At 70.5% G+C, this 13,208-nt stretch carries 14 protein-coding genes; 8 read left to right on the forward strand and 6 right to left on the reverse strand.

Annotation, left to right across the window (positions count from 1 at the left end):
- Window positions 1–141: 141 nt before the first annotated feature.
- Both ACZ5VQ_RS12345 and ACZ5VQ_RS12350 read right to left on the reverse strand, forming a co-directional pair.
- Window positions 142–1,593 carry a HAMP domain-containing sensor histidine kinase gene (locus tag ACZ5VQ_RS12345; protein ID WP_469104811.1) on the reverse strand — a complete coding sequence of 484 codons (1,452 nt, stop codon included), beginning with the start codon at window positions 1,591–1,593 and terminating at the stop codon, window positions 142–144.
- The gene (locus tag ACZ5VQ_RS12350) at window positions 1,590–2,282 is read right to left on the reverse strand and encodes a response regulator transcription factor (RefSeq protein WP_469104812.1); all 693 of its coding nucleotides are present in this window, start codon (window positions 2,280–2,282) and stop codon (window positions 1,590–1,592) included. Before ACZ5VQ_RS12350 ends, ACZ5VQ_RS12345 begins: the two co-directional genes overlap by 4 nt.
- 207 nt (window positions 2,283–2,489) lie before the next feature.
- Here ACZ5VQ_RS12350 and ACZ5VQ_RS12355 point away from each other — a divergent pair, with 207 nt between their 5' ends.
- From ACZ5VQ_RS12355 to ACZ5VQ_RS12380, 6 genes are all read left to right on the forward strand, one after another.
- Window positions 2,490–2,858 (forward strand): transposase, encoded by a 369-nt coding sequence (locus tag ACZ5VQ_RS12355; protein WP_469104813.1) that lies wholly within the window; start codon window positions 2,490–2,492, stop codon window positions 2,856–2,858.
- Window positions 2,859–3,064: 206 nt separating this feature from the next.
- Window positions 3,065–3,379, forward strand: a complete 315-nt coding sequence (locus ACZ5VQ_RS12360; RefSeq protein ID WP_469104814.1) for a hypothetical protein — start codon at window positions 3,065–3,067, stop codon at window positions 3,377–3,379.
- Window positions 3,380–3,554: 175 nt separating this feature from the next.
- Window positions 3,555–4,208, forward strand: coding sequence for a DUF4956 domain-containing protein (locus tag ACZ5VQ_RS12365; RefSeq protein WP_469104815.1), 654 nt, complete (start codon window positions 3,555–3,557; stop codon window positions 4,206–4,208).
- A complete protein-coding gene (locus ACZ5VQ_RS12370; protein ID WP_469104816.1) occupies window positions 4,205–5,005 on the forward strand; it encodes a polyphosphate polymerase domain-containing protein in 801 nt (266 codons plus the stop codon). Before ACZ5VQ_RS12365 ends, ACZ5VQ_RS12370 begins: the two co-directional genes overlap by 4 nt.
- Complete coding sequence (locus ACZ5VQ_RS12375) at window positions 5,002–6,882, forward strand: carbohydrate-binding domain-containing protein (protein ID WP_469104817.1); 1,881 nt, start codon at window positions 5,002–5,004, stop codon at window positions 6,880–6,882. The genes ACZ5VQ_RS12370 and ACZ5VQ_RS12375 overlap by 4 nt, the downstream gene beginning before the upstream one ends.
- A gap of 149 nt (window positions 6,883–7,031) precedes the next feature.
- Entirely contained in the window at window positions 7,032–7,397 is a 366-nt protein-coding gene (locus ACZ5VQ_RS12380; protein WP_469104818.1) for a cupin domain-containing protein, read from the forward strand.
- Between the two features lie 39 nt (window positions 7,398–7,436).
- Here ACZ5VQ_RS12380 and ACZ5VQ_RS12385 read toward each other — a convergent pair whose 3' ends face one another.
- Window positions 7,437–7,913, reverse strand: a complete 477-nt coding sequence (locus tag ACZ5VQ_RS12385) for a hypothetical protein (protein WP_189841432.1) — start codon at window positions 7,911–7,913, stop codon at window positions 7,437–7,439.
- Between the two features lie 435 nt (window positions 7,914–8,348).
- On the opposite strand from ACZ5VQ_RS12385, the gene ACZ5VQ_RS12390 reads away from it, so the two are divergent.
- Window positions 8,349–9,050 carry a hypothetical protein gene (locus tag ACZ5VQ_RS12390; protein WP_469104819.1) on the forward strand — a complete coding sequence of 234 codons (702 nt, stop codon included), beginning with the start codon at window positions 8,349–8,351 and terminating at the stop codon, window positions 9,048–9,050.
- A 92-nt stretch (window positions 9,051–9,142) separates the two neighbouring features.
- On the opposite strand, the gene ACZ5VQ_RS12395 is transcribed toward ACZ5VQ_RS12390, so the two are convergent.
- The 3 genes from ACZ5VQ_RS12395 to ACZ5VQ_RS12405 all read right to left on the reverse strand — a co-directional run bounded on the left by ACZ5VQ_RS12395 (window position 9,143) and on the right by ACZ5VQ_RS12405 (window position 12,004).
- Entirely contained in the window at window positions 9,143–9,712 is a 570-nt protein-coding gene (locus ACZ5VQ_RS12395) for a hypothetical protein (protein ID WP_469104820.1), read from the reverse strand.
- Window positions 9,709–11,235, reverse strand: coding sequence for a sensor histidine kinase (locus ACZ5VQ_RS12400; protein WP_469104821.1), 1,527 nt, complete (start codon window positions 11,233–11,235; stop codon window positions 9,709–9,711). Before ACZ5VQ_RS12400 ends, ACZ5VQ_RS12395 begins: the two co-directional genes overlap by 4 nt.
- A 70-nt stretch (window positions 11,236–11,305) precedes the next feature.
- A complete protein-coding gene (locus ACZ5VQ_RS12405; protein WP_469104822.1) occupies window positions 11,306–12,004 on the reverse strand; it encodes a response regulator in 699 nt (232 codons plus the stop codon).
- A 372-nt stretch (window positions 12,005–12,376) separates the two neighbouring features.
- On the opposite strand from ACZ5VQ_RS12405, the gene ACZ5VQ_RS12410 reads away from it, so the two are divergent.
- Complete coding sequence (locus ACZ5VQ_RS12410; protein ID WP_469104823.1) at window positions 12,377–13,171, forward strand: DUF3152 domain-containing protein; 795 nt, start codon at window positions 12,377–12,379, stop codon at window positions 13,169–13,171.
- Window positions 13,172–13,208 lie beyond the last annotated feature (37 nt).

Raw genomic sequence — 13,208 nt, forward strand, 5'->3', positions numbered from 1 at the left:
GAGGGCCGCCGACCTTTGGTCCTGCGCCGCGCCGCCGGGGCTGGGGTCGATGCACCGCGGTGTACTGCCCCGACGGTGAGTCGCGCGGGGCCATGCCCGAGGGCCGCCGTCCCTTGTCCTGCGCCGCGCCGCCGGGGCGGGTCAGCGCATCGCGGTGTCCTCCCCGGCGGTGAGCCGCGCGATCGGGGCGGGCGGGGCCGCGGCCGGAAGGTCGACCCGAAGCAGCGCGCCACCGCGTGCGGAGCGGGCGACAGTGGCCCGGCCGCCGTGGGCGTCGACGACCCGCTGCACGATCGACAGACCCAGACCGGATCCCGGCAACGCGCGGGCGCTGTCGGCACGGTAGAACCGGTCGAACACCCGCGGTACGTCGGCGGCGTCGATGCCCGGCCCGGCGTCGTCGACCTCGAGCACCGCCGAAGCGCCCTCGGCACGGAGCCGGACCTGGACCGGCTGGTCCGCGGGGGACCACTTGCCGGCGTTGTCGATGAGGTTGAGCACCGCCCGCTGGAGCGCAGCGGGACGCCCGCTCACCCACACGGAGGTCACGTCGAGCGCGACCTCGATGTCGGGCACGCGGGAACGCGCCCGGGTCGCGGCGGCCCCCACCACGTCGGCGAGGTCGAGCAGCTCGGTGTTCTCGTCGCTGACGTCACCGCGCGCCAGGTCGGTCAGTTCGGCGGCAAGGGTGCTCAACTCGGCCACCTGGGCGCCGAGATCGTTGAGCAGCCGGGTCCGGCTCTCCGCCGGCAGTGCGCTGTCCAGGGTGCCGCGCCGATCGAGCCGGATCAGCAGCTCGACGTTGAGGCGCAGGCTGGTGAGCGGGGTCTTGAGCTCGTGGGCGGCGTCCTCGGCGAGCAGCCGCTGGGCCCGCCGGGAGTCCCGGAGCGCGGTGAGCATGTCGTTGATCGACTGGATCAGCCGCCGGATCTCCCCACCGCCCTCATCCGGGATGTCGGCGTCGAGATCCCGGGTGTGCGCGACGCGTACCGCGGCGGCGGTCAGCCGGTCGATCGGTGCCAGCCCGGTCCGCGCCACGGTCCGCCCGACAAGGGCGCCGCCGACCACGCAGAACAGCCCGATCAGCAGCATGCCGAACCCGAACTGGTTGATCGGGCTGTCGTCGGCGGCGCGGGCCACCTGGACCGCGCCGTCGCCCGCCCGCAGCGTGTAGATGAGGTAGCCCTCCTCGTCGCTGTCGTTCGACTCCATCAGGTCGGCCGACGCGCCCTGCGCCACGCGCCCGGCGTGCTCGCTGACGGGGGGCAGCGCGGGTTGGCCGGCCGGCGTCCGGGTCGAGCCGTCGGGCAGGATGACCCGCACCAGCCGACCGGATCCGGGATACGGCGGTAGCTGGACCTGCGCCAGACCGGCGCGCTGCGCGTCCGTCGCCAGGACGCGGGAGTCGGCGCGTAGCTGATTCTCGGCGGTGTCCCGCAGCTCCCAGTCCAGTAGCTCGCTGGCCACCTGGAAGGCCGCGAACACGCTGACCGCGATGGCCGTCGCCGCGATCACCGTCAGCCTGGTCCGCAGGGACCGCCGGCGCCACCATCGGGTCAGCCGGCGCGGTTCCCGGCCGGCGGGCCTGCTCACGGAGGAGTCTCCCGCAACGTGTATCCCAGGCCGCGCAGCGTGTAGATCAATCGCGGCTCACCCTCGGCCTCCATCTTGCGGCGCAGGTAGCTCACGTATACCTGGAGGTTGTTGGCGGTGGCGCTCATGTCGAAGCCCCAGATCGCCTCGAACAGCGCGTCGCGGGTCAAGACCCGGGTCGCGTTGCGCAGGAGGACCTGCAGGAGGGAGAACTCGGTCCGGGTCAGGCGCAGCGGCCGCCCGCCCCGCCACGCCTCGAACCTGTCGGGATCGAGCCGAACGTCGGCGAACGACAGGATCTGCGACTCCCCGTCGGTCGGCGTGCGCCGGCGCAGCAGGGCCCGCACCCGGGCCAGCAACTCCTCGGTGGCGAACGGCTTGGGCAGGTAGTCGTCGGCGCCCGCGTCCAGCCCCGCGACCCGGTCGGAGACCTGGTCACGGGCGGTCAGCATCAGCACCGGCAGATCCCGACCCGCGGCCCGCAACCGCCGGCAGGTCTCCAACCCGCCGAGGCGGGGCATCATCACGTCGAGGATCAGCAGATCCAGCGTGTCACCGCCGGCCCCACCGAACCCGTCGAGCACGGCGAGACCGTTGGCGACGGTGCTGGTGTCGTAACCCTCGACCTGGAGCACCCGCTCCAGCGACTCACGGATGGCCACTTCATCATCCGCGATCATGATCCGCACGCCGGCCCGCCCCCTTCCAGTCGATGCTTTTGCCGCTCATTGTCCCCGACCAACCTGAGGCCAGGATTAGCGCGTCGCTGGGGACCGCGCTCTTGGCTTGTTGTTGACCCATGGCGGTCGGTGGTGATCCCTGGTTGGCCGTGGAAACAGCTCTTGGTCGATGATCTTCTTGTCGAGGGAAGAGCATCAATACCAAGGGCTGTCTCGTTGAACAGTGCGCATGACGTCTGTCCCGTGGACGCGGCCGGGGAGCCGGCGGGTTTCCGGCGGGAGTTGCACCGCTGTCTGACCGCTCGGGCGGATGCGTTGTTCGAGTTGACGGATGCGCTGTTGTGTACTGACGGGCCGGTGAAATCGTTGGTGGGGTTGAGTCTGGCGCCGGAACACCGGCGCGGGCACGGTGCGATGTACGACGCGGTGAATCAGGGTCGGATCGACGTGCAGCTGTTGCGGACCGCGCCGGCCGGGCTCACCCTTCCTCGTGCTGTTGACGGCCGGTTGATGCTGGCGTACGACGTCGGCAGAACCACCAAACGGGGCACCACGCTTCAAGAACGCAAGAAACACTCAGGTTGAAGAACAAGCTCAGGCCCAGGCGGAGATCACGTCCCGCGGGCCCCACACCAGCTCGACCCCGCCCTCCACCCCTCCCCCGTCCACGGGTCCGGTCGCCCCCGACAGGGACACCACGGCAAGCCCCGTGGAGCCCGGAGTGAAGCCGGGAATCTGGGCGGCGCCCGTCCGCAGCGCGGTCAGGTCGTGCTGGCGGCTCCGGCCAGGGCGTGTACGCGGAGCCGGACGGCAGGCCCGCCATGCTGCTCGCCCACGTCGCGGACCAGGTTCAGGAGTGGGCGGTGGAGGCCCTGTGGGGGCAGGGCGAGCCGGCGGTCTGGCCCCAGTGCCCGAGCCACCCGGACACGCACCCGCTGGCCGCGACCGTCGAAGAGGGGGATGAGGGGGACGCGGTCTGGGTCTGTCCACAGACCGGCAACACCGAGGCTCGCATCGGCGAACTGCCCGCGTCCGATTGCGGTGAGGGCGTCAGCAGTCGGGCGTTCCGGCGAGGTCGGCGCAACCGCTCGCGGCGAGGCCGCTGATCGTGCCCCGTGCGCAACACGGCTTCCTTGGCGTCGAGTTCACCCCGGGTTTCCTGGGCGTACTTCTCAACGCTGGTTAAGGAAACCCAAAGGGAGCCCACAGGTTGAGCCCCGATTGTCGTCGGCATGAGCGTATTCATCGCAGGTGACGGCAGATCCCAGGGAGACCGCTGACATGGACCGGTTGCTTCTGGTGGGCGCCGATCTCGTCGCCATCTCCCTCCTGACCTTCGCGGTCTACTTTCCGCGGCATCACCGCCGGGACCTGGTCGCCGCGTTTCTCGGGGTCAATGTCGGGGTGCTCGCCGTGGCGATGGTGCTCGGGTCGACGTCGGTCGGGATCGGGATGGGGATGGGGCTCTTCGGGGTTCTGTCGATCATCAGGCTGCGGTCGTACGAGATCGCGCAGCACGAGATCGCGTACTACTTCTCGGCGTTGGCACTCGGGCTGCTGACCGGGCTTTCCGAGTCCCTCGACCTTCTCCACGCCGGGCTGATGGTGCTCGTCGTGGCCACGCTGTATGCCGGTGACCATCCCCGGTTGTTCCCGCGCCACCGGCAGCGGGAGCTGCGCCTGGACTCCGCGTACACGGATGAGGAGGCCCTGCGCTCCCACCTCGAAGTGCTCCTGGGCGGCAGGGTGTTGAACCTGTCGGTCAAGGGCATCGACCTCGTCAACGACACGACACTCGTCGAGGTCCGGTATGTGGTGCCGAACGCGTCCCGGACGGCGGCCAAGCCACGACAGAGCGGCGGCCGCCCTCATGCCGAGCCCCGCACCGGCCCCCGTACCGATGACTCCCCCAGCGGGCGCGGAGTACGGGCATGACAGCCCTCGGGTTCGAGTCCGAGTCCGTCGGGCGCGTGGTCGGTGCGCTGCCGCCCATCGGGCTCGACGAACTCGTCGCTCAGGCCTCGCTGTTGACCCGGCTGGACCGCAAGTACATGCTGCCGGTCGCCGATCTGCCCCTCGTGCTGGGCGGCCTCGACGAGGACACGCGCGTCCTGGACGTGGACGGTGCGCGGGAGTTCGCGTACCGGTCCGTCTACTTCGACACCCCGGAGATGGACGGGTACCTCGGCGCGGCCCGGCACCGGCGGCGGCGGTTCAAGCTCCGGATTCGTACGTACATCGACTCAGGTCTGCACTACTTCGAGGTCAAGACACGCGGCCCGCGCGGCACCACCGTCAAACAGCGCATCCCGTACGAGGGGGATGTCCGGCGTCTCGGGCCCGATGCCCGGGCGTACGCCGACACCGTGCTCGCCGAGGCCGGGATCAACTCCGGGCGCCTGCGCTTCGTACCCGCGCTGACCACGTACTACCGGCGTACGACCCTCTTCCTCCCGGCCACCGGGAGTCGCCTGACCGTCGACACCGATCTGACCTGGGCACTGCCCGACGGGACCTCGCTGGCGACGCCTGACCGGGCCATCGTCGAGACGAAGGCGGGCCGGGCGGGCTCGGGCGCCGACCGGCTGCTCTGGTCGCTGAAGCACCGACCCTGTCCCGTGTCGAAGTACGGCACCGGGCTCGCCGCCCTCCGCCCCGACCTTCCCTCCAACCGCTGGCTGCCCGTACTGCGGCGCCACTTTCCGACCGCGCTCGACGGGAGACCAGCATGAAGACCTACCTCAACACCCAGCCGAGCACGCCTCCGAAGAGGGCACGACGGTTTCGTACGAAGGCCGTCGGCGCCCTCGCCTCGATGGTGCTCGCCACGACTGCGCTTGCCGGGTGTTCCTCCGGTAGCGATTCCGATTCCGGCTCCTCCTCGTCGGGTTCTTCCGGTACTAGCGGGTGCGCAGCCTCCGTGGACGGGGGCCAGGACGCCGCCGCAGTGCTCGCCGACAACAAGGAGTCGCACGCCGAGGGCTCCGACGCCGAGTGGGAGGAGTCGGACGCCGTCGCGGTCCGGCTCAACGGCGACTCGGCCTCCGTCGATGGGGATGGGGACGGGGTGACCGTGAAGGGTGGCACCGTGACCATCACCGCCGGCGGTACCTACCGCGTCAGCGGCACCCTCTCCGACGGGCAGATCGTCGTCAACGCACCCGACCAGGACGTGAAGTTGGTGCTCGACGGGGCGAAGATCTCCCACTCCTCCGGTGCGGCGATCGACGTCACCGAGGCGGACGAGGCCGTCGTGATCCTCGCCGACGGCAGCGAGAACACCCTCGGTGACGCCGACTCGTACGCAGATGACGCCGAGGCCAATGCCGCGCTTCACAGCGCCGCCGACCTCACCGTCACGGGCGACGGGAAGCTCACCGTGCGCGGCAACGGCAACGACGGGATCGCGAGCACGGACGGTCTGGTGATCGCCTCCGGCACGATCGTGGTCGATGCCGTGGACGATGGCATCCGTGGCAAGGACTACCTGATCGTCGAGGGCGGTTCGGTGACCGTCACGGCCGGTGGCGACGGGCTCAAGGCCGACAACTCCGAGGACAAGGACTCCGGTTACGTCGCGGTCGGCGGCGGCACGGTGAAGGTGACCGCCAAGGGCGACGGGGTCGACGCGGCCACCGACCTGGTCGCCACCGGCGGCACGCTGACCGTCGAGAGCGGCGGCGGCAGCGGTACGCAGCCCTCGGACGACGCGTCCACGAAGGGGCTGAAGGCGGGTGTGATCAACGTCCTGGAGGGCGGCACCGTCGCTGTGAACGCTTCCGACGACGCCGTCCACAGTGATGGTGCTGTTCACGTCAACGGGGCGAAGGTGACGGCCGCGAGCGGCGACGACGGGGTTCACGCGGAGGGCGATCTGACTGTCGACAAGGGGACGTTGAAGGTCACGTCCGCCGTCGAGGGCGTCGAGGGCGCAGACATATCCGTGAACGGCGGCACGGTGGACATCCGTTCCAGCGACGACGGGATCAACGCGGCGGGCGGTACCAGCTCCTCGGGCGATGGCGGAGGTGGCGGCTTCGGCGGAGGCCCGGGTGGCGGAGGCGGCGGCGAGGGTGTCGGTGACTACAAGCTCACCGTTACCGGCGGCACCCTGGTCGTCGACTCCGAGGGCGACGGGCTCGACTCCAACGGCACCGCCGAGATCACCGGCGGCACGGTCGTCGTCAACGGCCCCCAGCAGGGTGGCAACGGCGCCCTCGACGTCAACGGCGACTTCGGTATCAGCGGCGGAGTCCTGCTGGCCGCCGGCAGCGCGGGCATGGCCGTCGCCCCGTCCACCGACTCCGAACAGGGCTGGCTCTCCGCGACCCTCGACTCGTCGGTCCCGGCCGGCACGACCCTCCACGTCGTCGACTCCGACGGCGAGGTGGTCGCCACGTACGTCACCTCGAAGTCGATCCAGAACGTCGTGTACTCGTCCTCCGCGGTGAAGAGCGGCGAGGAGTACGAGATCCACTCGGGCGGCACGAAGTCGGGTACCGGTACGGGAGGTCTGGCGGCCTCGGGCACCCTGGGCTCGGCCGAGCGGATCGCCACGGTGACGGCGGGCGAGGCCCCGGAGGGAGGCTTCGGGGGCGGCCGGCGATAGGTCAGGTCCTGGGTGAGCTGTCGCACTCCGTAGCCGCCGGGGCCACACTGGAAGGAGGCGGAGATTCCCGAGACGCCGAGAATCCCATGAGCGGAGATTCCCGAGACGCGGACCCCGAGACCCCGCAGCGGACCGGCCATGGAGGAATCATGACGGCAGCCACGCGGAACGACACACCCGTCGCGATCGAAGGCAACGGTGTGGAACTGCGCATGCAGGAAGTGGGCGGCGGCATGAGCGTCGCCTTCGCCACCCTCCCCGAGGGGACGGACATGGCGCCGGCGGTGAAGGGCCTGCCCGACGACCAGTGCCAGTGCCCCCACTGGGGATACCTCCTCAAGGGGCGGCTCAGGATGCGCACCAAGTCCGGGAGCGAGGTCTACGAGGCGGGGCAGGCCTTCTACTGGGCGCCCGGCCACGTACCGGAGGCGCTTGAGGACTGCGAGTACGTCGACTTCTCGCCGACGAAGGAGTTCAACGAGGTCATCGACCACGTCAAGGCACAGATGAGCTAGGGACCGGGTCAGGTCCGGGGCCACGGCCTGTCGGGCGGATCAGGTCTCGTACAGCCCGTCCCAGGGCGGGCCGAAGCCCAGCCGGTCCGGGTAGAGCTCGGCCCAGGGCTCCCCTTCGTCCTCACCGGTCAGCATGCCGAACAGCACGCCGTCGACGGTGAGCCGGAAGGGGCGGACCGCGATGTCCGTGTAGCGGCGCCGGGGGAGGCTCCTGAGGAGTTTGGCCAGGTGGGCCTGGGCCCGGGCGAGGACCGAGTCCTGGCCCTCCGGGGCGCGCTGCTGCTCGGCCCAGGTACCGGCACACCAGATGTCCGAGTCCCGGTAACGGCCCTCGGCGTCGAAGGTGTGGAGCACCGCGTAGAGACGTTTGTGCTCTTCCCAGCCGTCGTCGGGCCGGTACCCCTCGGGGAACGCGTACGTGATCGACCCCAGGAACTGCCCCTCCGCGTAGTGACCGATGGCCTCGGTGCGGTGGCGCGGCTCGTAGGCGATCGGGATGACCTCGGGGACTGCCATGGCGAAACCATACGGATGAATCGTGGACATGCCACAGGCGGGGCCACCGTAACAGCCCTCGGACTCGGGTCGGACTCCGGGAGGACGCGAGGTGTGTTCGAGGCGTTCGCCTTGTTCGACTCGTTTCCGATGATCGTGCCTGACGATTGGGCCGAGGCAGATCGGCGGCTCCGCGGCAACACCACTCCTGGCGGCTCGACCCGGGAGACCGTCCGTACGCGACCCCGTCCGCCTTGCTGCGGCTTGCCGAGTGTCCGGTTTCCGATTCGCTTTCGCGCAGGAACCCATTGGAGTTTCGCGTGTCGGCTGATCTGTTGATCGTACGCGGAAGTCCTTCAGTCGTTGTGTCTGCGACCCGATGTTTGCAGAAGAGGAAGCTCGAACTCGCTTCCGGTGCACTCGCACATCTGTACCTTCGGATCAAAGGAGCAATGAATGAGTCCTGAACTCAGGACAAGGTCCTCCCTGAGCCCCCTCGCCTCCCGTGGCGCGTGGCTGACCGGCGGGGCTGTCGCCTCGCTCGCTCTCGTCTTCGGAGGCCTCGCGACCCCCGCGTCCGCCTTCGCGACCGGCACGCCGTCCGCCGACATCGTCGCCGCGGACCCGAAGACCGGTGACGAGTGCAAGAACGACCACGGTCACCACAACTCGCAGTACCCGAAGGCGGAGGGGAAGGCCCAGTCGCCCGGCGACCCGCGTCACGAACAGTGCGACGACCGGGACCGCGACCGGGAGAAGTGCTCGGACATCGACTCGGCCAGGTCGAACTCGGGGCAATGGGAGCTCAGCGCCGTGCTCACCGGTGGGGACGCGTACGCCGGGGTGCGGGAGACGCCGGGAGACGACGACTACGAGTGGAAGGAGATCAGCGACGAGGACAACTACCCCAAGAACGCCTGCGCTATCTCCATCATCGTCTCGAACAACGGGGAGGACGCCACGGTCAAGGTGCTGACCACGAACGGCCGCGTCTATGAGATCGAGGGCAGCCGGGGCGGCAGCGACTCCGAGTTCGACTGGAGCGACTGGGTGAAGCTGGACACGCCGAGGGAGGACGACCTCGCGACCAGAGAGAAGGGCGAGAAGGTGACACCGGTCAACCCCAACCGTGTCCCGACAGGTGTGCTGGGTTCCTGACCCTGGCACCAGCCCGGTTCGCCGCGCGCGCAATGGCTACAGCCGGCGCGCGCGGCACCTCGGCATCCGCTGTCCTTTGGGTCGGCCGCCCGTTACTCCGCGGTCGTGGACCCGGGGCACGTCTCGCTGGAGCCCTCGGCCTGTCCGGCGCCGGGGATCGTCACGGTCACCTTCGTCGACGATGCCCCGTCGCTCCCGCCGCCGCTTTCGCCCCCGCCCCCGGAGCCCGCGGACACGATGAGGCGGGCGTCGGCGATCGTGCACGTCAGTTGGGCGAGGGCCGTCCTGTTCAGGGGCTCGGTGCCCCGGGGCAGTCCGACCGACACCCGCGCCCCGTCCACCCGGACGGTCACCGGGGACCTCAGCCGCGGAAGTTCCGTGGTCAGGCCCTTGCGGCCGAGGATGGCGTCCGGCCCCCGGAACAGCAGTTCCACGGCCGTTCCGATGTCGAGGGTGCCGGGGACCCGGCTGCGGACGCCGAGCAGGATGTCCTGCCTGACGAAGTAGAGGACATAGGCGGGCCGTATGCCGGTGGCCGCCTCTCCCGCCTCCACCACACCGGTCGAGGGAATCCCGCAGGAGGAGAGCAGCAACGCGGCGGCCGTGAGCGAAAGCCCGGACCGCACCGCCCGCTGCCCGCGTCTCGTGAGCAGCCGTCTCATATCTCTCGTACCCCTTCCTCTTTCTCTTGCTCTTTCTCCTCTTGCTCCTTCTCCTCCTGGCCCAGGGGGATCTCGACCGTGAACACCGCGCCGCCGCTCTCCGCCCCGCCGCCCTCCGCCCGGTTCGCCGCCCGGACCGTACCGCCGTGCAGCCGGACGTTCTCCGCCGTGATCGAGAGTCCGAGGCCGCTGCCCTCCGACCGGGTCCTGGCGGTGTCCGACTTGTAGAAGCGGTCGAAGACATGCGGCAGGACGTCCGCGGGAATGCCGGGCCCACTGTCCGTCACCTCGATGACGGCCCACACCCTGTCGTCGGCGGCATCCGGCACCTCCCTTGCGTACAGGCGCAGTTGTACGGGGCATGCGCCGTGCCGCAGCGCGTTGCCGACCAGGTTGGCGACGGCCACGTCGAGGCGGCGGGGGTCGACCCGGCCGCGCAGTTCGCCGGGCCCGGGGAGCAGGGTGTCCACCGTGTCCTGCCAGCCGCGGGCGGCGAGGGTGCGCCGCAGGGACTCCGCGAGGTCGAGGTCGTCCAGTTGCAGGCCGGCCGCGCCCGCGTCGAAGCGGGAGATTTCCATCAGGTCGCCCACGAGCCGGGCCAGCTTCACGGTCTCCCCGCTGATGAGGCGTACGGCCATCGCGGTGTCCGGATCGAGCCGGTCCGCGTCCTCGTCTAGGACGTCGGTGACGGCCGACATCGCGGCCAGCGGGGTGCGCAGCTCGTGCGAGACGTCCGCGACGAAACGGCGGGCGCGGGCCTCCATGCGGCGCAGCTCGGCCACGGACTCCTCCAGTGCGGCGGCGGTCTCGTTGAACGTGTGCGACAGGTCGGCGAGTTCGTCGGATCCGTTGACGGCGAGCCGGGTGTCCAGGTGGCCCTCGGCGATGCTCCGGGTGGCCCGGCGCAGTTCGCGAACCGGGCGCAGCACCCCGCGGGCGGCCAGCAGGGCGAGCAGGACGGCGAGGCCGAGGGCGGGCACGACGGCCCGTCCGATGGCCGTGACCAGGGCGTCGACGTACCCCTGTTCGCCGGTCTGCGGCACGGTCAGGAAGACCGCGACCCCGGACGCGGGGCGTTCGGCGGGCTCGGCGAAGGTGACCGGCAGGCCGACGACGAGCGAGGAGCGGCCGTCCGCCCTCACCCGCTGGAACACGGCGGCCCGCCGGGATCCCACGGCCGACCGCATGTCGGCCGTCAGCTCGGCGAACGTGTCCTGTGGTCTGGAGGTGGCCCGCAGACCGCGGTAGGTGGCCAACACCCGCCAGTTCTGCGCCGGTTCGGCGGCGGCCACCTCCTGGGCGACCCACTCCAGGTCCCTCTGGGTCGGCGGGTAGGCGATGCCGGGCGCCAGGCCGTCGACGTGTGCCCGCAGCCGCTTGATGACGGTGTCCTGGCTCTGCTGGAGCACGGCGATACGGGCCTCGCGGAAGGTGAGGGCGCCGGTGGTGAGGGTGGCGACGGCGGTGAGCAGCACGAAGGCGATGAGTAGCCGCCCACGCAGACCGCGCAGCGGTCGCTTCACCGGGTCACCGGTCCGTATCCTGCCGACCCGCGCATCCAGGTACGTACCCAGGTACGTATCCAGGTACCGCTCACCGGGACTGGAACCGGTAACCGAAGCCGCGCACGGTCTGGATGTAGCGCGGGTGTCCCGCGGGCTCGCCCATCTTGGTGCGCAGCCGCTTGACGCACGCGTCCACCAGCCGGGAGTCGCCGTGGTAGCTGTGCTCCCAGACCGCCTCCAGCAGCTGCTGCCGGGAGAACACCTGGCCGGGCGAGGCGGAGAGGGTCAGCAGGAGCCGCAGTTCGGACGGGGCGAGGGCGACGGGCACGCCCCGCCGGGTGATGGCCAACCCGGCCCGGTCGATGGTCAGTTCGCCGTCGTCGCCGTGGGACTCGATCTTCGGTATGCCGTCGGGGTTGGGCGCGCCGCCGACCCGGCGCAGGACCGCGCGGATACGGGCTTCGAGTACGCGTGCCTGCACCGGCTTGACGACGTAGTCGTCCGCCCCGGCCTCCAGCCCGACCACGATGTCCGTGTCGTCGCCCCGGGCGGTCGCCATGACGATCGGCACCTGGTCCTCGGTACGGATCCGGCGGCACACCTCAAGACCGCTGAGGCCGGGCAGCATCAGGTCGAGCACGACGACGTCCGGCCGGAAGGTCCGCAGCAGGGCCAGCCCCTCCTCGCCGGTTCCGGCGGCGGTGACGTCGTGCCCCTGGCGGCGCAGTGCGAGCCGGACGCCCTCCCGTACGGCGCGGTCGTCTTCGATCAGCAGGACGCGTGGCATGTGCTCAGTATCCGTACGGCTCAGGGGAGTTGAGGCAGGTACCGGCGTCGGTGGGGGAACTGTTACGGGACGATCACATAGGCCGGACGGGTGATCGACCGTTATCTCTTCGTTATCAGCTGAGCGATATCCCATTACATGCCGTACTCACTCTTGATGACCATGAACACGACTGCCCGTCGCACGAAGCCGTCCTCGACCAGGGGGTCCTCCGCCTCCCGACCGTCCCGGCGTCGTAGCAGAGGTGCCGCGCAATCCGGTGGCCCGGGGGGTTCCGGCAGACGCTCGGGAGGGCGCGGCCGGAAGAGCAAGGGTCCGTTACTCGGCGGCCTGGCGGCGCTGGTCGCGTTGGTGATCGCCGCTGCTGTGGCCGTGAACTGGACGACGTCCTCGTCCTCCGACGCCGCGGACGGATCCGCCTCCTCGTCGCCGTCCGGTCCGGCGCCGGACCGGACGCCGGAACCGAGCGGCGGGACGGAGTCGGCCGCGGCGAGTGAGAAGCCCGCCGAGGAGGACGCTGGGAAGACGGGCGGGAAGGCCGACAGCGAGCCGTCCGGAAAGGGCAGCCCCTCCGCCTCCTCGTCCTCCGCGCCCGAGATCCCGGCCTCGGGTCCCGGCACGTTCGCCACCGCGGGCGGCACGAGCGGGACCGTCGGGAAGGGCGCCCGGGTCCTGAGCTACAAGGTCGTCGTCGAGGACGGCCTCACGCAGTCGGCCGCCGATGTCGCCGAGCAGGTGGAGGGCATCCTCGCCGACCCGCGCGGCTGGACGGCCGACGGCCGCTCGGGCTTCCGGCGCGTCTCCAGCGGTACGGCCGACTTCGTCGTGCGGCTCGCCACGCCGGGGACGGTGGACGCCATCTGCGGAAAGTACGGCCTGAACACCCGCGGCGAGGTCAACTGCAACGTGGGCAAGGACGTCGTCGTCAACCTCAAGCGGTGGCTGCTGGCGACGCCGGTCTACGCCGCCGACGTGGACGCCTACCGCGCGCTGATCATCAACCACGAGGTCGGCCACTTCCTCGGCCACGGCCATGTGACGTGCCCGGGAGCGGGGAAGCCGGCCCCGGCGATGATGCAGCAGATCAAGGGGATGCTCGGCTGCAAGCCCAACGTCTGGCCGTACGACGCCAATGGACGGTTCGTCACGGGGCCGGCTGTGTCCTGAGGGGTGGTCTGAAAGAAGAGGGCAACCTTTCCGGTCG

Source organism: Streptomyces sp. NPDC033178 (assembly GCF_055577685.1).